This is a genomic window from Streptomyces roseolilacinus, assembly GCF_014649335.1.
Lineage (GTDB): Bacteria > Actinomycetota > Actinomycetes > Streptomycetales > Streptomycetaceae > Streptomyces > Streptomyces roseolilacinus.
The window spans coordinates 456,563-475,313 of record NZ_BMSV01000003.1; the positions used below are offsets into that span (position 1 = coordinate 456,563).

Genomic DNA, 18,751 nt, shown 5'->3' on the forward strand with positions numbered 1-18,751 from the left:
CCGCGCGGAGCGGACGGGCCCACCGGTGCGTCACGGGCGGCACCTCAGCCGAACTGCTGCTCGAGGCTCTTGAGCTTCTGCTCCAGGGAGTCCAGGCGGGGGAGTGCCTGGGTGTCGTCCTCCGCCGTCAGGTCGACCGTGTGCGCCTCAGTACCCTTCACGGCCTGCAGGGAGGGCCGGGAGCGATGCGGCAGCCGTCCCGGCTCTGCTATGGCAGGCTCCGCGACGGACGCGCCCACGGCGGCCGGCGCGGAGCCCGACGAGGCGCCCAGGCCCGGTACGTCGACCTGGCGCCCGCCACCCCGCCCGAGCCCCCAGGTCCGGTGCTGCCGGTTGAACGCGCGCAGCCGCGCCCGGTCCAGCCTCTGCTGCTCGCGCCGGTGGCGGCGGTTGCGCTCCTTCTCGCGCCGGTCCTCCCGTACCTCCTCGACCGCCTCGTCCAGGGTCCGTACGCCCTCCAGGAGCATCAGCGACCAGGCGGCGAAGGTCTCGCGGGGCGCCCGCAACCAGCGGACGATCCGGATCTGCGGGAGCGGGCGGGGCACCAGGCCCTGCTCGCGCAGGGCCGCCCGGCGGGTCTGCTTGAGCGCCCGGTCGAACAGCACGGCCGCCGACAGGGACATCCCCGCGAAGAACTGCGGGGCGCCGTCGTGGCCCAGGCCGCGCGGCGCGTGCACCCAGTTGAACCAGGCGGCCGCCCCGGCGAACAGCCACACCAGCAGCCGGGAGCCGAGCGCCGCGTCGCCGTGGCTGGCCTCGCGCACGGCGAGCACCGAGCAGAACATGGCGGCGCCGTCGAGGCCGAACGGCACCAGGTACTCCCAGCCGCCGGACAGGTTCAGGTTCTGCCGGCCGAAGCCGACCAGGCCGTGGAAGGAGAGCGCGGCGGCGACGGCCGCGCAGCAGAAGAGGAGCAGGTAGGAGGCGATGCCGTAGACGGCCTCCTTCCGCCGGCGGCGCTCCTCGCTGCGTTCCCAGGAGTCCTCGGCCGCGGCCTTCTCGCCGGCGGCGCGCTTGCCGCGCGCGAGCACCGCCACCGCCGCGGCGGCTCCGACGAGCATCACACCACCCGGGAGGAGCCAGTCCAGCGATATGTCGGTCAGTCTCATGCGGTGTCCCTCGCATCGCAGTGGGGCGTTCGGTGCGCCATCTTGGCCGACCGGCGGGGCGGGGCAGGGGGTTTCGGGGCAAGAGCACGCCATCGGGGCCGCGGGGGTCGTGAACAGGCGCCATATGACCGAACGGTGGTACGAAAGGCGGGTGCTGTGTTCGGATGAAGCCACTCGCGCGGGTGGCGTGGAACGCGTCGCGGGCGGGCGTCGGATCGGGCCGATCGGTGTGATGCTGTATCCGGAGCGGCCGGTTTCGGGGTCGCGGGGCGCCGAGGGCGGAGGACATGGGAAGTCAGCGGATCACCGTGCTCGGCGAGTGCGTCGCCGACGCCTTCACCGACCCCGGCCGCGTCGCCGGCCCCGACGGGCTGTCGCTGCGCGTCCTGCCCGGCGGCGGTCCCGCCAACACCGCCGTCGCCCTCGCCCGGCTCGGCACGCCCGCCCGGTTCCTCGGCCGGCTCTCCGGCGACGTGTTCGGCAGGCTGTTCCGGGAGCGCCTGCTGGACTCCGGCGTGGACCTGGCGGGCTGTGTGACCGCGCGCGAGCCGAGCACCCTGGCGGTCGCGGACGTGGACGTCCACGGCCACGCCTCGTACGCGTTCTTCGCGGAGGGCGCCGCGGACTGGCAGTGGACCGCCGCCGAACTGGCCGCCGCGCCCCTGGACGGCACGGTCTGCCTGCACACCGGCTCCCTCGCCCTGGTCCGGGAGCCGGGCGGCCGCCGCGTCGAGGAGTTCCTCGCCCCGGTGCGGGAGCGGGCCACCGTCTGCGTCGACCCCAACGTCCGCCCCCTGCTGGTGCCGCCGGCCGCGTACCGCGAGCGGATCGGCCACTGGTGCCGGCTCGCCGACGTCCTGCGCCTCAGCGAGGACGACCTCGACCGGCTGCTGCCGGGCGTCGCGCCGGAGGACGCCTGCGACCGGTGGCACGCCGCGGGCGCCCGGCTCGTCGTCGTCACGCTCGGCGCGCGCGGGGCGCTCGCGTCGCTGGACGGCGCCCGCGTCACCGTCCCGGCCCCGCCCACGGAGGTCGTCGACACGGTCGGCGCGGGCGACTCGTTCACGGCGGGCCTCCTGCACGCCCTGGCCGGCCTGGGCCGCCTGGGCGGCCGCCTCGACGGGCTGACCCTGGACGAGACCGCCGCGAGCTGCGCGTACGCCGCCCTGGTCGCCGCCCGCACCTGCGCGGTCCCCGGTGCCGACCCGCCCTGGGCGGCGGACCTGCCCCACCCGCCGGGCCCGCGGGCGTGACGGCCGGTCAGTTCGCCGCGGCCGTCAGCTTGCGGACCCGGTCCGCGTCGCAGGTGCGGGGGCAGGTGACACAGGTGTCCTCGGGGCGCAGGGTGTAGAAGAGGCAGCAGCTCGCCCGGTCGCGGGTGGGGAGCGTCCGGCCGTCGGGCGCCGTCAGCTCGCGGAACCCGGCCGGGCCCACGTACGGCTTCGCCGTGCCCGGCAGCAGCAGCTCCAGCTCGGCCATGGCGCGCGGCTCCTCGCCCAGCAGGCCGGCGATGTACCAGATGCCCTCGACGACCTCGTCCGTGGCCATGCCCCACAGCGCCCGCCCGCGGCGCCGCATCCGCGGGCCGAACCCCTCCAGCACGGGGCCGATGTGCTCGGCGACCGCCGCCCGCACCTCGGCCCGCAGCGCCTCCTCGTCCGCGACGACCCGGGCCCCGGGCAGGGCGGCGGCCGGATCGTCCGGCAGGCACGCGAACTCCCGCACCCGCACGGCCATCCGGCCCAGCGTCCGCTGGAACGCCACGTCGGCGGCCGGCACCCGCGGCACCCGGCGGTCCAGGAACCACGGCACCGTCACCAGCAGGCAGGCGGGCCAGGCGTACCGGTGGAGGCCGAAGCTCGCGACGACGTCCGGGCGGGCCGGCACGCCGTAGTCGCGCAGCGTCTGCGCCTCGTCCCAGGCGAGGAACGCGTCGAGCGCGGGGCCGCCGGCCGCCAACTCGTCCGCGCGGACCCAGCCGTCGCCGCGCGGAGCCGGTTCGTCCTCCGCCAGTTCGCGCACGCGCAGGCCGGGGAAGACCTCGGAGAGGCGGGCGTACGAGGCGGCGACGGGTGACGCGGGAGCGGGGGGCAGCAGTGCGGAGAGGGACATGCAGGACCACCGAATCGCGATCGTTTGCAGGTTAGCCTTACCTTACCCGATCTGATCGATGTGTGTCCCGCCGTCCCGTCCGCCTATCGTGCACACAGGGCCTCCGCACCAGCGAGCCGGGCCCTCACGCACAGCGGCAGGAGGACCCGAGTGGAGCAGGGCAGGGCCCGCGGGGCGGCGGAGCGGCCGGAGGGGCGCCCGCACGCCGCCGGACGCGTCCCCGAGCAGGCCCGCGGCCCGCACGACCACGGCGAGCCGCGGCCCGGCACGCCCCGGTCGGTCCAGCGGCACTCCGTGCGCGGCCAGGTCCTCGACGCGCTGCGCGCCGCGCTCGTCGGCGGCGACCTCGCCCCCGGCCAGGTGTACTCCGCCCCCGCCCTGGGCCTGCGCCTCGGTGTCTCCGCGACGCCCGTGCGGGAGGCGATGCAGCAGCTGGCCCTGGAGGGCGCCGTCGAGGTCGTCCCGAACCGCGGCTTCCGCGTCGTCGAGCGCACCCCGCGCGAGCTCGCCGAGCTGGCCGAGATCCGCGCCCTCATCGAGGTCCCGGTCATGCTGCGCCTCGCCCGTACCGTCCCCGCCGGGCGCTGGGCGGAGCTGCGGCCCCTCGCCGAGGCCACCGCGGCCGCCGCCGCGCACGGCGACCTCGCCACGTACGGGGAGGCCGACCGCGCCTTCCACCGCGCCCTGCTCGGCCTCGCCGGCAACGAGCAGCTGGTCGCCGTCGCCGACGACCTGCACCGCCGCTCGCAGTGGCCCCTCGTCAGCCCGCCCGTCACCCGCCGCGCCGACCTCGTCGCGGACGCGGCGGAGCACGGGGCGCTCCTCGACGCGCTCGCCGCCGGGGACCTGACGGTCGTTCAGTCCCTGGTCAGGGAACACTTCACGGGCGCCCGGGGCTGACGGGCGGAGGAGAGGAACGGCAGTGCGCGCCACGGTATGGACGGTCGCCAACGCGCTCGGCGTGGTCGCCGGCACCCCCGGTGAGCTGCTCACCGCCCTGCTGGACGCCCCGCGCCGCCCCGACCGCGTCGTACTGCCCGCCGGCCCGCCCGGCGTCCGCGAACTGGTGGACGACCTGCGCGCCCTGGGCCACGTCCGGGTCGCCCTCGAAGGGCCGGCGCCGGCCCGGCCCGCCCGGGAGGAACGCCCGCGCCTGTCCGACCCGTATGGGGTGTGCGCAGCCGACCCCGTGCGGGTGACCCGTGCCTACGAGGACGATCCCGCCGCGCACGGGGGACTGCGCGCCGCGTGGCTGCGGGCCGGCCAGGCGCTCGTACGGAACGGCCAGACCCCCGCCGACCGGGCCCTGGCCCTGCTGGCCGCCCTGCCCGGGGACGCCGCGGCGCACCTGCGCGGCGAGCTGGCCGCCCTCGCGGCGGACGCGCCCTGGACGGTGGCGGGCGTGCGGGAGGGCCGGGTGACGGCGCTGACCGTGTGCGGCGGGCGGCCGGTCGAGACCGACGATCCGCGCACCCGGGCGGTGGCCTGCCTGGACGACGGCACCCGGCTCGCCCTCGACGAGCGGGGGCGGCTGCGCACACCGGCGTCGCCCGCGCCGCGCCTGGTGGAGGCGGTGGCGGCGACCCTCGCGACACACCCGGCCACCGCGCTCGCGGCCGTCGGGGACACGGTGCTCAGCGGGGACCGGATGGGGTCCGTGCACGCCTTCAGCCTCTCCGGGCTGCACCAGGCGGCGCTCCACTCCGGCCGGGTCACCGCCCTCACGGCGACCGCGGGACCTCGCGTCTACAGCGGCGGCGCCGACGGCACGGTACGCGCCTGGCGGCCCGGCGGGGCCGCGGGCGCCGCCCCGGTGGTGGCCCGGCGCCCGCACCCGGTGGCGGCCCTGCACGCGCGGGGCCCGGTGCTGGCGGTCGCCTGGGCGGACGGACTGGTGGAGCTGCGCGACCCGCGGGCGCGCGCCGTGCGCCGGTTCCGGCCGGGCCCGGCCGTGCGGGCGGTCGCGGTGCTCCCCGACGGCTCGCTGGCGGTCGGCACGGACAGCGCCTGCGTACGGCTCCGCCCGGTGTGACGGGCGGCGGAGGTCGGGCCGGGGGAACAACTCGGCGGCGGAGGCGCGGCTTCCCCGCCCCGCGCTTCCTCCCCGTGCCCTCTCCCCGCGCTCCCGCGCGGTGCTCCGCTCAGCGCTCCCGCGCGCGGCGGGTCCGGGAACGGTTCTCCGCGCGCAGCGCCTCCGCCAGTTCGGCCTTCGACATGCGCGACCGGCCCTCGATGCCCAACCGCTTCGCCATGTCGTACAGGTGCTGCTTCGAGGCGTTCTCGTCGACGCCCTCGCCGCTGCGGGCCGGCTCGTCGCGCGGGGCCGCGGCACGCGGGTCGGAGGGTCCCTTGCGGCCCCGCTCCTTCCGCTCCCAGTGGTCGCCCACCTTCTCGTGCGTGTGCTTCAGCGCGCTGAAGGCGACCCGGTGGGCCCGCTCGCCCTCCCCGTACTGCTCGACGGCCGAGTCGTGGGCCTTGATCCAGGTCCGCTGGGCCTCTTCCGCGGACCGCTCCAGCGTCGAGGGCAGCTCCTCACGCCCTGGCATGCGGATCACCTCCGGGGATCACCTGCGACGGACGCCGGACGTGTGCCCCCACGGCCCTCCCCGAAACACGGCCGCGCCCCGGCCGACCGCCGGCCGGGGAAGCGGACGGCGCCCTCCACCGCCTCGCCGGGGGAACCACTACCGCGGCCGGTCGGTGAGCGAGGGGTGCGCGGCGTCCAGCCCGGCGTGCAGGTAGCGGACGAACAGGCCGTTGTGGAGCGCCCACGGGGAACGCCGCCACCGGATCAGGGCGATGATCTCGGACGCGGGCCTGCCGGTCAGGACGTACAGGGCGTGCGCGACGACGAGGCCCGAGCGGTTGTACCCGGCGAAGCAGCGGACGAGCGTGGGCCGGCCCGCGCGCACGGCGCGGACCGTCAGGGCCGCGGCGTCCAGCACCGCGTCGAGCTCGGCCGGGGCCAGGGGGCCGTCGGGGATCGGGGCCACCCGGTGCTCCACCCCGGTGCCGGGGCCGTGCCCCGGCACGCTGTACAGGCTCACCACGAGGGCGAACTCGTCCCCGACGACGGCCCGCCTGAGGCCGCCCGCCCCGTCGGTCCAGACGTGGCCGCCCATCCAGAGGCCGGGGACGATCTCGTCCCACGGGCTCCGCGGCACCGGCACCTCCGGGTCGAACTCCCTGGTCCTCCGCACGGCCGCCTCCCGCCTCCATCGTGCTCCCGCGGCGCCGGGGCGGCCACCGGCCGGGCGCCCGCCCCGGTCGGGGCGCGACCAGGCGGCCCGCACCCGGAGGACGGGTCGGCCGAGGAGCCGGCGGCCCGGGGGAAGCCGGCGTGTCCGGCCGGGGTCAGGCGGCCGGGTGCGGCACCAGGTGCGCGGCGAGCCACGTCGGTACGCCGCCGAGGAGGCGGAACAGCCGCTGCGCCTCGGCCCGCAGACGGCTCGCCTCCGGTTCCGGTTCGGCGTCCGCGAGCGCGGCCAGCGCCGGGGCCGTGCCCACCAGGTAGCCCAGTTCCTCGCGCAGCCGCAGCGATTCCGCGAACCCGTGCCGGGCCTCGGCGAGTTCGCCCTCGCGCAGCGCGAGCCCGGCCAGGTGCCGCCAGGTGAACGACATCAGGAGCGTGTCGCCCTGCGCGGTCGCCGCCGCGTGGGCCCTCCGGTAGGCGGCGCGGGCGGCCTGCGGGGTGTCCGCGAGGTACTGGGCGAGCAGCCCGCGCCGGAAGTCCAGCAGCGCGCGCCCCGGCGAGGACGGGCCGAGCAGCGCCGCCGCCCGGCCGAGCGCCGCCCGCGCCTCGTCCGCCCGGTCGCGTACGCCGTGCAGCGTCGCCGCGTACGCCAGGTAGCCGCGCTCGCAGGCGGCGGCGCCGCGGTCGTCGTCGGCCTGCGCGACGGCCTCCGCGGCGCGCAGGGCGTCCTCGGCCTCCGCCCACCCGGTCTCCGTGTACAGGCACCGCTCGATCAGCAGCGCGGCCCGCTGCACCGCGACGGGCGGGTCGCCGGCGGTGGGGGCGAGGAGGGCGGCCGCGTCGGTCCAGCAGGCGCGGGAGCGCAGCCGCCATACCGCGGTCTGGAGGGGATCGTCGCCTTCGGTCGTTCCGGCACCAGACATGGCGGTATGCGCCACATTGCCCTCCCCGAGCGCACCGTTGGGCTGTTGGGTTCGGACGCATCACAGCACGGAAACGCGCACCCGGCCAAGGGGTCGAGTGAAATGTTTCACAATCATCTGCCGGTGGCATCGCGGCGCGCCTCGCCGCCCGGGGCGGCGGTACCAGGCGTCCGCCGCCGTCGAGCGGCGTCGGGACCCACGGGGCGACGGCGGGTGACGTTCCGTCGAAAGGGTGAATCCCCCGGGGGGCGCCACGGCTGACGGCGGCCGATGGGGAACTCGGCGCGCTCCGTGGGGAGTCGGCCCGGCGCGGCACCGGCGATCGCGCTGCCGGGCGGGTGCGAGCACCCCGGGGGTCCGGCCACTTGACCGGCGGGGGTGGTGGCGGGCGGGGAGGGGTGGCTTCGTCGGATACGGCGGAGGCGCGTCCAGCTATTGGCAATGATTATCATGTAGGGCGTTGTCCCGACCACCCGCCATGGAAAGAGGGCCGATGTCGCACGGGATCCCGACGCCGCGCAGGATGCTGCGGATCACGCGCCGCTGGGCGGCCGCCGTCGTCCTCGGGGTGCCCCTCGCGGACCGCGGCACCCCCACCGCCGCCGGTACGGGGCGGGAGGTGGCGGGGGAGGGGTGAAGCTCGGCCTCTCCGTGGGCCCGTCCGGCCCGGGTGGCCGGGGTGCGGTCGGCGGGCGGCCGGGCGAGAGGGCCCCGCCGGGCCTGCTCGCCCGAGTCCCGCGCGCGGGAGGGCGGTTGGGGCGCGACCGGGAGGGCGGGCGGTCGGCGCGTCGCCCGGATCACCCCTCCGGGGGCTTGCGAGATGAAAATCATGTTCATTATTGTTCGGGGTGTGCCGCGGGAACGGCGGCGCGCGGCCCGTGTGCCACCGGCCCGGAAGCGGGGGCCCGAGCCAGGGGGCGGCGCGAGGCGCCCATGCCGCCCGCCCGCCTCTCCGTGACCCACCCCGACACCCCCGTCGAGACCTCCTTCCGCCGGCGCGGCCGAGGCGGGCGCGGTCGGACGGTCCGCGGCCCCCCTGCTGGGCCCGCCCGGATCGCCTTCCCGGGCGGGCCCGCCGTCTCCCGCGCCACCCCCGCACCCGGTGGTCCGGACGCCGGCCCCGCCCCGGCGGGCCGCCCGCCGGGGCGTCAGGACATGCGCAGCGCCAGGAAGAAGTCCAGCTTGTCCTCCAGGCGCGACAGGTCGCGGCCCGTCAGCTGCTCGATGCGGCCCACGCGGTACCGCAGCGTGTTGACGTGCAGGTGCAGCCGGGCCGCGCAGCGCGTCCAGGAGCCGTCGCAGTCGAGGAACGTCTCCAGGGTCGGGATCAGCTCCGCCCGGTGGCGCCGGTCGTAGTCGCGCAGCGGGTCCAGGAGCCGCGCCGTGAACGCGCGGCGCACGTCGTCCGGCACGAACGGCAGCAGCAGCACGTGCGACGCCAGCTCGTGGTGGCCCGCCGCGCAGACCCGGCCGGGGCGCGCCGCCGCGACCCGGCGGGCGTGCCGGGCCTCCTCCAGGGCGCCGCGCAGGCCCTCCGCGGAGTGCACGGGCGCGCTGACGCCCAGCGTGAGGCGCCCGTCGTCGTCGAGGCCCGCCGACAGCGGCGCCCGTACGGCGGCCAGCAGCCGGTCCGCGTGCAGCCCCGGTCCGGCACCGTCCGCCGCGGCGCCGGCGTCCGGCCGCTCCGCCCCGCCGTCCTCGCCGTCCGCCGGGGCGCCCGCCCCGCCGTCCTCGCCGGGCGCGGGCGCCGGGGCGACGGCCGGCAGCGGTACGAGGGCGATCGCCTCGTCCCCGCAGTGCGCCACGGCGATCCGGTCGACCGAGTCGACCCCCGTCGCCGCCGGGTCGACCAGTACCTCCTCCAGCAGCGACTGCGCCACCGGACCCGCCTCGACGGCGCCGTCCCCGCCCCACTCGACGCGGGCCACGACGATCTGCCAGTGCGGGGCCGTGCCCAGCCCGGGCAGCAGGACCGGCGCGGCCACCCGCAGCCGGGCCGCGACCTCCGCGGGCGCGGCGCCCGTCTGCACCAGCTCCAGCACCTCCTGGGCGAGCCGGCGCCGCACCGTGCGCGCGGCGTCCCGGCGGTCGCGCTCCACGGCGATCAGCTGCGTGACGCCCTGGAGCAGGTCCAGCCGCGCCGCCGGCCAGTCGCCGGCGTCCGCCTCGACGGCGAGCAGCCAGTCCGAGAGCACCGTCTCGCGCACGTCCCTGACCGCCGGGGCGGCGCCGCGGCCGGTGTTGCGGATCGGGAAGAGGGAGTACGTGACCCCCGCCACCTGCGCCCGGTGCGGGCCGCGCCGCCCGGTGCGGGTCGCGGCCAGGTGCTCGCCGGCGAGGGCGGCGGCGACCTCGGCGGGCAGCGGCGCGCCGGCGCCCGCGATGCGCCGCCCGGTCGGGGACAGGACCCAGGCGCGCAGGTCCAGGTCGGAGCCGAGCAGGTCGAGGACGACCTCCGGGCCGCCCCCGGCCGGGCCGGAGGTCATCAGCCGCCGGTGCCGGTCGACGACCGCGGCGAGGTCCCCGGCGCGCTCCCCGGACACCTGTCGAACGACATGCTCCGTGATCTTTGCGAAAGCGACGGATTCATGGACCGCGAAGAGGGGGAGCCGGTGGCGTGAACACGCCTGTGCGAGATCCTCCGGGATGGCACCCAGCTCCGCCTCCCCGGCCGCCAGACCCGCCACCCCGGCGGCCACCAGGATCCGCACGAACGGCTCGGAGTCCGCCGCGTCCCGCCGCCACGCCAGGCCGGTGAGGACCAGCTCGCCGCCCGAAAGGTAGCGGCTGGGGTCCCGGAGGTCCGTGGTCATGACGCCGCGCACGGTGCGGTCGAGCTCGTCCTCGCCGCCGAGCAGCCGCAGCCCCAGCGCGTCGGTCTCCAGCAGTGCGCGCAGCCGCATGTCGTTGCCGCCGATCCTTCTCGTGGGTGTCTCGTCGAGAGCGGTGACCCGCGTCACCGTTTCCGGGGGAAAACGAAGAGGTTACCGGTCCCCGTCTTTCGTTCGAATCTACAAGACGGTGGGTACTGCCAGCCAACTCCTTCATGGTTTCGGTGACTGCACCGGGTGGAGCACCGGTGGGTGTACTGGGCCCACCGAACGTGAACACCACAGGCACACCCCTGGGCCGGCCGTCCCCGAGCCCCGGCGGACATCCCGATCACACCGATCAAAGAGAGCCACTCATGGACTTCCTTCGCCCCGCCAGCTGGGAGGAGGCGCTCGCCGCCAAGGCGGAGCACCCCACGGCTGTGCCCATCGCGGGTGGCACCGATGTCATGGTCGAGATCAACTTCGACCACCGGCGGCCCGAGTACCTCCTGGACCTCAACCGCGTCGAGCTGCTCGGCGAGTGGGAGGTCGGCGAGGAGGACGTCCGGCTGGGCGCCTCGGTCCCGTACACCCGGATCATGGAGCACCTGCGGGCCGAGCTGCCCGGTCTCGCCCTGGCCTCCCACACCGTCGCCTCGCCGCAGATCCGCAACCGCGGCGGCGTCGGCGGCAACCTCGGCACCGCGTCCCCCGCCGGGGACGCCCACCCCGCGCTGCTCGCCGCCGGGGCCGAGGTCGAGGTCGAGTCGGTGCGCGGCACCCGCTTCATCCCCATCGACGCGTTCTTCACGGGCGTGAAGCGCAACGCCCTCCAGCCGGACGAGCTCATCAAGACCATCCACGTCAAGAAGGCCGACGGCCCCCAGCAGTACTCCAAGGTGGGTACCCGCAACGCCATGGTCATCGCGGTCTGCGCCTTCGGCATCGCCCTCCACCCGGAGACCCGCACGGTCCGCACGGGCATCGGCTCCGCCGCCCCGACCCCGGTCCGCGCGAGGGAGGCCGAGGAGTTCCTGAACGCCGCACTGGAGGAGGGCGGCTTCTGGGACAGCGGCAGGATCATCACCCCGTCGATCGCCAAGCAGTTCGCGGACCTGGCCTCCGCCGCCTGCAACCCGATCGACGACGTGCGCGGCACCGCCAGGTACCGGCGGCACGCCGTCGGCATCATGGCCCGCCGCACCCTCGGCTGGACCTGGGAGCAGTACCGCGGCGGCGCCCGCACGCTGGAAGGAGCAGCATGACCATGCGCGTCAACTTCACGGTCAACGGCCGTCCGCAGCAGGCCGACGACGTCTGGGAGGGCGAGTCCCTCCTCTACGTCCTGCGGGAGCGCCTCGGCCTCCCCGGCTCCAAGAACGCCTGCGAGCAGGGGGAGTGCGGCTCCTGCACGGTCCGCCTCGACGGCGTCCCCGTCTGCTCGTGCCTCGTCGCCGCGGGCCAGGTCGAGGGCCGCGAGGTCGTCACCGTCGAGGGCCTCGCCGAGTACGCGAGGCAGCGCGCCGAGGGCGGCTCCTGCGCCTCCGGCGCCTGCGGCACGACGCTGGACGAGGCCAAGGGCTGGTCCGCCCGGGGCGCCGGACCGCAGACCGGCGAGGGCGCCCCCTCCCCGCGCGCGGCGCTTTCCCCGGTCCAGCAGGCGTTCATCGACGCGGGCGCCGTCCAGTGCGGCTTCTGCACCCCGGGCCTGCTCGTCGCGGCCGACGAGATGCTGGAGCGCAACCCGTCCCCGACGGACGAGGACATCCGCGAGGCGCTCTCCGGCAACCTCTGCCGCTGCACCGGTTACGAGAAGATCCTGGACGCCGTCCGCCTCGCGGCCGCCCGCCAGGAACGTCAGGGAGAGGCGGTCTGACCCCATGACCACGGCGCAGAACACCCGGGCCACGGCCCCGGCCGGCACCCCCACCAAGGTCACCCAGGGCTCCCAGGGCACCAAGGGCGGCATCGGCGAGTCCACGCTCCGCCCCGACGGCATCCTCAAGGTCACCGGCGAGTTCGCCTACTCGTCGGACATGTGGCACGAGGACATGCTGTGGGGCCAGATCCTCCGGTCCCCCGTCGCCCACGCCGAGATCGTCTCCATCGACACCTCCGAGGCCCTCGCCCAGGCCGGCGTGTACGCCGTCCTCACCCACGACGACCTGCCGACCGAGGTGAGGAACTACGGCCTGGAGATCCAGGACACCCCCGTCCTCGCCCACCGCGTCGTACGCCACCACGGCGAGCCCGTCGCGGTGGTCGCCGCCGACCACCCCGAGACCGCGCGGCGCGCCGCCGCCAAGATCAGGGTCGAGTACCGGGAGCTGCCGGTCGTCACCGACGAGGCGTCCGCCCTCGCCCCCGACGCACCGGTCCTGCACCCCGGCCGCGACGACCGCCCCCAAGGACCTCCGGCAGGCTCCGGTCCGGGGGAGACCCCCATCGCCGGCCACGTCCCGCACCCGAACGTCGTCCACCGCCAGCCGATCCTCCGCGGCGACGTCGGGGCGGCCCGCGCGCGGGCCGACGTGATCGTCGAGGGCGAGTACACCTTCGGCATGCAGGACCAGGCGTTCCTCGGCCCGGAGTCCGGTCTCGCCGTGCCCGCCGAGGACGGCGGGGTCGACCTCTACGTCGCCACGCAGTGGCTGCACTCCGACCTCCGCCAGATCGCCCCCGTCCTCGGCCTGCCCGAGGAGAAGGTCCGCATGACGCTCTCCGGCGTCGGCGGCGCCTTCGGCGGCCGCGAGGACCTGTCGATGCAGATCCACGCCTGCCTGCTGGCGCTGCGCACCGGCAAGCCCGTCAAGATCGTCTACAACCGCTTCGAGTCGTTCTTCGGGCACGTCCACCGCCACCCGGCGAAGCTGTACTACGAGCACGGCGCCACCAGGGACGGCAAGCTCACCCACATGAAGTGCCGCATCGTGCTGGACGGCGGCGCCTACGCCTCCGCCTCCCCGTCCGTCGTCGGCAACGCGGCCTCCCTCTCCGCCGGCCCGTACGTCGTCGACGCCGTCGACATCGAGGCCGTCGGCCTCTACACCAACAACCCGCCCTGCGGCGCCATGCGCGGCTTCGGCGCCGTCCAGGCGTGCTTCGCGTACGAGGCGCAGATGGACAAGCTGGCCGCGAAGCTCGACATGGACCCGGTGGAGTTCCGCCGGCTCAACGCCATGGAGCAGGGCACGATCATGCCGACCGGGCAGCGGGTCGACTCCCCGGCCCCGGTCGCCGAACTGCTGCGCCGGGTCAAGGCCCGCCCGCTGCCGCCCGAGCGCCAGTGGGAGTCCACCGAGGGCGCCGACGTCCGCGCGCTGCCCGGCGGCCTGTCCAACACCACGCACGGCGAGGGCGTCGTCCGCGGCGTCGGCTACGCCGTCGGCATCAAGAACGTCGGCTTCTCCGAGGGCTTCGACGACTACTCCACCGCCCGGGTGCGCATGGAGGTCGTCAACGGCGAGGCCGTCGCCACCGTCCACACCGCGATGGCGGAGGTCGGCCAGGGCGGGGTCACCGTCCACGCCCAGATCGCCCGTACGGAACTGGGCGTCACGCAGGTGACCATCCACCCCGCCGACACCCGGGTCGGCTCCGCCGGCTCCACCTCCGCCTCCCGCCAGACGTACGTCACCGGCGGCGCCGTGAAGAACTCCTGCGAACTGGTCCGGGAGAAGGTCCTGGAGCTGGGCCGCCGCAGGTTCGGCACCCACCACCCGGCCTGGGCCCACGCCGAACTGCTCCTGGAGGGCGGCAAGGTCGTCACGGACGGCGGCGAGGTCCTCGCCGACCTGGTGGACGTCCTGGAGGACGAGACCGTCGAGGTCGAGGCCGAGTGGCGGCACCGCCCCACCGAGCCGTTCGACCCGCGCACCGGCCAGGGCAACGGACACGTCCAGTACTCGTTCGCCGCGCACCGCGCCGTCGTCGAGGTGGACACCGAGCTGGGCCTGGTCAAGGTCGTCGAACTGGCCTGCGCCCAGGACGTCGGCAAGGCCCTCAACCCGCTGTCCGTCATCGGCCAGATCCAGGGCGGCACCACCCAGGGCCTGGGCATGGCGGTCATGGAGGAGATCGTCGTCGACCCGAGGACCGCGAAGGTGAAGAACCCCTCCTTCACGGACTACCTCATCCCCACCATCCTCGACACGCCGACCATCCCCGTCGACGTGCTCGAACTCGCCGACGAGCACGCCCCCTACGGGCTGCGCGGCGTCGGCGAGGCCCCGACCCTGTCGTCCACCCCGGCCGTCCTCGCGGCGATCCGGAACGCGACGGGCCTGGCGCTGAACCGGACGCCGGTACGCCCCGAGCACCTCACCGGCACGGCGTAGGCACCGGCTCCCCACGATCCTCCGGGCGGTGCGTGTCCACCAGGAACGTCACAGGTCCGCGGTCCGCGCCGCCCGGAGCCCCCCCCCACGCGTCACCCCGTTCGTCTCGGGCCGTCCCCCGGGTCGTGCAGCCAGGCAGCATCCCAAACCCCGCATACGGGGTCCGGAACCGGAATCCCGCGGGTGCCCCTTTGAACCTTGGGAGTTAGGCATCATGACCCAGTCGTCAGTGGAGCCGAAGGCCGCCCCGGAGGACGCGGGCGACGGCTCACGCGTCCCCGCCGGGCGGTCGTGGCTCGACCGGTACTTCCACATCACCCACCGAGGGTCCACCGCCGCGCGCGAGGTGCGCGGCGGCGTCACGACCTTCATGGCCATGGCGTACATCCTCCTGCTCAACCCGCTGCTCCTCGGCGGCGCGGACGTGCTCGGGAACAGGCTGAGCCAGCCCGCCCTGATCACGGCCACCGCCCTCGCGGCCGCGGTCACCACCCTGGCGATGGGCCTCATCGGCAAGGTCCCGCTCGCGCTGGCGGCGGGCCTCAGCGTCGCGGGCGTCGTCTCCACCCAGGTCGCGCCCCACATGACCTGGCCGCAGGCCATGGGCATGTGCGTCGTCTACGGCGCGGTGATCTGCCTCCTGGTGGTCACCGGCGTCCGCGAAGTCATCATGAACGCGATACCCCTGGCTCTGAAGCACGGCATCACGATGGGCATCGGCCTCTTCATCGCGATGATCGGCTTCGTCAACGCCGGCTTCGTCGGCAAGGGCCAGGGCGGCGGCCCCGTCACCCTCGGCGTCGGCGGCTCGCTCACCGGCTGGCCGGTCGTCCTGTTCACCGTCACCCTGCTGCTGATCTTCATGCTGCAGGCCCGCAGGGTCCCCGGCGCCATCCTCCTCGGCATCGTCGCCGGCACGGTCATCTCCGTCGCCGCCACCGCCACCGGCCTGATCGAGGAGGCGGCGTGGGGCGGCAGACCGCCCGTCCTGCACGGCGGGATCCTCTCCGCGCCGGACTTCTCGCTGTTCGGGCAGGTCGAGTTCGGCGGCTGGGAGCGGCTCGGCCACGCCGCCGTCGGCATGATCGTCTTCACGTTGGTGCTGGCCGGCTTCTTCGACGCGATGGCCACCATCATCGCCGTCGGCCAGGAGGCCGGGCTCGCCGACGCCAGAGGGCGGATGCCCGGTCTCAACAAGGCGCTGTTCATCGACGGCGCGGGCGGGGCGATCGGCGGCGTCACCAGCGCCTCCGGCCAGACCGTGTTCATCGAGTCCGCGACCGGCGTCGGCGAGGGCGCCCGCACCGGCCTGTCCTCCGCGGTCACCGGCCTGCTCTTCGCCGCCTGCCTGTTCTTCACCCCGCTCACCCAGCTGGTCCCCGGCCAGGTCGCCTCCGCCGCCCTGGTCGTGATCGGCGCGATGATGCTGCAGAACGCCCGCCACGTCGACTGGGGCGACTGGTCGGTCGCCGTGCCGGTCTTCCTGACGGTCGTGCTGATGCCGTTCACGTACACCATCACCACGGGCGTCGGCGCCGGCGTCATCGCCTACTGCGCGATCAAGGCCGCGCAGGGCAGGTGGCGCGAGCCCAGCGCCCTGATGTGGATCCTCTCCGCAGTGTTCGTCTTCTACTTCGCCACCGGCACCGGACACTGACGACCCCGCCCGCCCCCTCCCCGCCACCGCTTCGCCACCAAGGAGGCCGCCATGCTGGACATCGCCGACGAGCTCGGCCAGTGGGTCGAGCAGGGACGCGAGTTCGCCGTCGCCACGGTCGTGGCGGTCACCGGCAGCGCGCCCCGGCTGCCCGGCGCCGCCCTCGCCGTGGACCGCGACGGCACCGCGATCGGCTCGGTCTCCGGCGGCTGTGTGGAGGGGGCCGTCTACGAACTGTGCCGGCAGGCGATCGAGGACGGCGAGACCGTCGTCGAACGCTTCGGCTACAGCGACGAGGACGCCTTCGCCGTGGGCCTGACCTGCGGCGGCGTCATCGACGTCCTGGTCACCCCGGTCCGCGGCGGGGTCTGCTCCGCCGCGCTGGCCGCCGCCGCCGGCGGCCGGGCCGCGGCCCTCGCCCGCGTCGTCGACGGCCCGCGCGAGCTGATGGGCACCGCCCTCCTCGTACGGCCCGACGGCACGTACGAGGGCGGCCTCGGCGGCCACCCCGAACTGGACCGCACGGCCGCCGCCGAGGCCCGCGCCCTGCTGGACGCCGGCCGCACCGGCACGCTCGCCATCGGCGCGGAGGGCGCCCGGTGCGGGCAGCCGCTCACCCTGCTCGTCGAGTCGAGCGTCCCGCCGCCCCGCATGATCGTGTTCGGCGCCGTCGACTTCGCCTCCGCGCTCGTCCGCGTCGGCAGGTTCCTCGGCTACCGCGTGACCGTCTGCGACGCCCGTCCGGTCTTCGCGACCGCCGCCCGCTTCCCCGACGCGGACGAGGTCGTCGTCGCCTGGCCGCACGAGTACCTGGAGGCCACCGAGGTCGACGCCCGCACGGTGCTGTGCGTCCTCACCCACGACGCCAGGTTCGACATCCCGCTCCTGCGGCGCGCCCTGCGCCTCCCCGTCGCGTACGTCGGCGCCATGGGCTCCCGCCGCACCCACGAGGACCGCAACCGGCGGCTGCGCGAGGTCGGCGTCACCGAGCCCGAACTGGCCCGGCTGCGCTCGCCGATCGGCCTCGACCTGGGCGCCCGCACCCCGGAGGAGACGGCCCTGTCGATCGGCGCCGAGATCGTCGCCGACCGCCGGGGCGGCAGCGGCGCCCCCCTGACGGGCGCCCGCACCCCGATCCACCACGACGGGGTCCACCACGGCGGGCCGGCCGCCCCCGCCGGACGGATGGGGCCGGTCGCCTGACCCGGACCGGCCCGAGGGGCCCGCGCGGACCGATCGCCGAGCGGGGCGCCCCGTGCCGCGCCGCCCGGGCGGGGCTCCCGTCGTTCCGGGGCCTTGACGGGCGCACGGGACGGGCGGGAGTCTCTGTGGGAGCGCTCCCAAGACTCCGCCGACCCGTGACGAAGGGCTGTCCATGAGCCTGCGCACCCGCCCCCGCGGCCGCCTCGGAGCGGCCGCCGCCCTGCTCGCCCTCCCGCTCGCCCTGACCGCCGGCCTCCTGACCGGCCCCGCCGCCGCGCAGGAGGGCGCCGCCGCGCGGGAGGGCGCCGCGGCACCCCCCTCCCGGGGCCCCGCCCTGCACACCCCCGCCCCCAACCCGGCCGCCCTCACCCAGGTGCGGGAGCTCAAGGGGGAGGGGCGGTTCGCCGAAGCGGCCGGGCTGCTGCGCATGGTCCGCACCCCGCAGGCCGTCTGGTACCACGGCGCGACGCCGGCCGAGGTGCACGACGAGGTCCGCGCCGTCGTGCGCGCGGCCGCCCGCCGGGGCACCGTCCCGGTGCTCGCGCTGTACAACGTCCCCGGCCGCGACTGCTCCCAGTACTCGGGCGGCGGCGCCTCCACCACCGCCGAGTACCAGGCGTGGGTCGACGCCGTCGCCCGCGCCGTCGGCGGCCACCGGGCGATCGTCGTCCTCGAACCCGACTCCCTCGCGCTGCTGCCCTCCGACTGCGGCCAGGACGACGCCCAGGGCACCCGCACCGCCGCCCGCTACACCGAGGTCCGGTACGCCGCCACCCTCCTCGCCGGGCTGCCCCGCACCAAGGTCTACCTCGACGCCGGGCACCCCGGCTGGCACAGCGTCCGCGCGATCGTGCCCCGCCTCGCCGGGGGCGGCGTCGACGCCGCCGACGGCTTCTACCTGAACGTCTCGAACTACCACACCGACGCGGCCAACGTCCGCTACGGCAAGCTGATCTCCGCCTGCCTGGCGTACGAGGCCGGCGGCGGCGACCCGGCCCACTGCCCCGACCAGTGGACGCCGCCCGCCGAGGCCGACGCCTGGGTCGCCGAGCACGCGCCCACCGACCCGTCGCGGATGAAGCACTTCGTCACCGACTCCAGCCGCAACGGCCGCGGCCCCTGGACCGCGCCCGCCGGCGCCTACCCCGACCCGCAGGAGTGGTGCAACCCGCCGGACCGCGGCCTCGGCGCCCGTCCGACGACCCGCACCGGCGAACCGCTCCACGACGCGCGCCTCTGGATCAAGATCCCCGGCGAGTCCGACGGCCTGTGCCTGCGCGGCACTCCGGGCCCCCAGGACCCCGCCCGCGGCATGGTCGACCCCAAGGCGGGCGCCTGGTTCCCGGAGCAGGCCCTGGAGCTCGTACGGCTGGCCCAGCCGCCGATCGTCTGAGGCGGCCCGGC

At 76.1% G+C, this 18,751-nt stretch carries 16 protein-coding genes; 10 read left to right on the forward strand and 6 right to left on the reverse strand.

Translation table 11 applies throughout. From position 1 onward, the window contains the following. Positions 1 to 44 precede the first annotated feature (44 nt). A complete protein-coding gene (locus IE106_RS09295) occupies positions 45 to 1,109 on the reverse strand; it encodes a DUF2637 domain-containing protein (protein WP_189531829.1) in 1,065 nt (354 codons plus the stop codon). 287 nt (positions 1,110 to 1,396) lie between these two features. On the opposite strand from IE106_RS09295, the gene IE106_RS09300 reads away from it, so the two are divergent. After that, complete coding sequence (locus tag IE106_RS09300) at positions 1,397 to 2,362, forward strand: carbohydrate kinase family protein (protein WP_189531831.1); 966 nt, start codon at positions 1,397 to 1,399, stop codon at positions 2,360 to 2,362. Positions 2,363 to 2,369: 7 nt separating this feature from the next. On the opposite strand, the gene IE106_RS09305 is transcribed toward IE106_RS09300, so the two are convergent. Further along, the gene (locus tag IE106_RS09305; protein WP_189531833.1) at positions 2,370 to 3,221 is read right to left on the reverse strand and encodes a (2Fe-2S)-binding protein; all 852 of its coding nucleotides are present in this window, start codon (positions 3,219 to 3,221) and stop codon (positions 2,370 to 2,372) included. Positions 3,222 to 3,371: 150 nt separating this feature from the next. Here IE106_RS09305 and IE106_RS09310 point away from each other — a divergent pair, with 150 nt between their 5' ends. Then, entirely contained in the window at positions 3,372 to 4,121 is a 750-nt protein-coding gene (locus IE106_RS09310; protein ID WP_189531835.1) for a GntR family transcriptional regulator, read from the forward strand. A gap of 22 nt (positions 4,122 to 4,143) precedes the next feature. Continuing rightward, complete coding sequence (locus tag IE106_RS09315; protein WP_189531836.1) at positions 4,144 to 5,253, forward strand: WD40 repeat domain-containing protein; 1,110 nt, start codon at positions 4,144 to 4,146, stop codon at positions 5,251 to 5,253. Positions 5,254 to 5,362: 109 nt separating this feature from the next. On the opposite strand, the gene IE106_RS09320 is transcribed toward IE106_RS09315, so the two are convergent. The 3 genes from IE106_RS09320 to IE106_RS09330 all read right to left on the reverse strand — a co-directional run bounded on the left by IE106_RS09320 (position 5,363) and on the right by IE106_RS09330 (position 7,337). Continuing rightward, positions 5,363 to 5,767, reverse strand: coding sequence for a ChaB family protein (locus tag IE106_RS09320; protein ID WP_189531839.1), 405 nt, complete (start codon positions 5,765 to 5,767; stop codon positions 5,363 to 5,365). Between the two features lie 138 nt (positions 5,768 to 5,905). After that, on the reverse strand, positions 5,906 to 6,421 hold the full coding sequence (locus IE106_RS09325) for a protein-tyrosine phosphatase family protein (protein ID WP_229840200.1): 516 nt from the start codon (positions 6,419 to 6,421) through the stop codon (positions 5,906 to 5,908). Between the two features lie 154 nt (positions 6,422 to 6,575). Beyond that, positions 6,576 to 7,337 carry a hypothetical protein gene (locus IE106_RS09330; RefSeq protein WP_189531841.1) on the reverse strand — a complete coding sequence of 254 codons (762 nt, stop codon included), beginning with the start codon at positions 7,335 to 7,337 and terminating at the stop codon, positions 6,576 to 6,578. A gap of 493 nt (positions 7,338 to 7,830) precedes the next feature. Between IE106_RS09330 and IE106_RS09335 the strand changes: the two genes are divergently transcribed. Then, positions 7,831 to 7,974 carry a hypothetical protein gene (locus tag IE106_RS09335; RefSeq protein ID WP_189531843.1) on the forward strand — a complete coding sequence of 48 codons (144 nt, stop codon included), beginning with the start codon at positions 7,831 to 7,833 and terminating at the stop codon, positions 7,972 to 7,974. A 511-nt stretch (positions 7,975 to 8,485) separates the two neighbouring features. On the opposite strand, the gene IE106_RS09340 is transcribed toward IE106_RS09335, so the two are convergent. Beyond that, positions 8,486 to 10,240, reverse strand: a complete 1,755-nt coding sequence (locus IE106_RS09340) for a PucR family transcriptional regulator ligand-binding domain-containing protein (protein ID WP_189531845.1) — start codon at positions 10,238 to 10,240, stop codon at positions 8,486 to 8,488. Between the two features lie 284 nt (positions 10,241 to 10,524). Between IE106_RS09340 and IE106_RS09345 the strand changes: the two genes are divergently transcribed. From IE106_RS09345 to IE106_RS09370, 6 genes are all read left to right on the forward strand, one after another. Beyond that, complete coding sequence (locus tag IE106_RS09345; protein WP_189531848.1) at positions 10,525 to 11,415, forward strand: FAD binding domain-containing protein; 891 nt, start codon at positions 10,525 to 10,527, stop codon at positions 11,413 to 11,415. 2 nt (positions 11,416 to 11,417) lie between these two features. Next, positions 11,418 to 12,026, forward strand: coding sequence for a (2Fe-2S)-binding protein (locus IE106_RS09350; RefSeq protein ID WP_189532248.1), 609 nt, complete (start codon positions 11,418 to 11,420; stop codon positions 12,024 to 12,026). A 4-nt stretch (positions 12,027 to 12,030) separates the two neighbouring features. Then, entirely contained in the window at positions 12,031 to 14,487 is a 2,457-nt protein-coding gene (locus IE106_RS09355) for a xanthine dehydrogenase family protein molybdopterin-binding subunit (RefSeq protein WP_189531850.1), read from the forward strand. Positions 14,488 to 14,701: 214 nt separating this feature from the next. Continuing rightward, positions 14,702 to 16,144 (forward strand): NCS2 family permease, encoded by a 1,443-nt coding sequence (locus tag IE106_RS09360; RefSeq protein ID WP_189531852.1) that lies wholly within the window; start codon positions 14,702 to 14,704, stop codon positions 16,142 to 16,144. Between the two features lie 51 nt (positions 16,145 to 16,195). Further along, positions 16,196 to 17,347: an XdhC family protein gene (locus tag IE106_RS09365; RefSeq protein ID WP_189531854.1), complete on the forward strand. Its 1,152-nt coding sequence runs from the start codon at positions 16,196 to 16,198 to the stop codon at positions 17,345 to 17,347. A 172-nt stretch (positions 17,348 to 17,519) separates the two neighbouring features. Next, positions 17,520 to 18,740: a glycoside hydrolase family 6 protein gene (locus tag IE106_RS09370; RefSeq protein WP_189531856.1), complete on the forward strand. Its 1,221-nt coding sequence runs from the start codon at positions 17,520 to 17,522 to the stop codon at positions 18,738 to 18,740. Positions 18,741 to 18,751 lie beyond the last annotated feature (11 nt).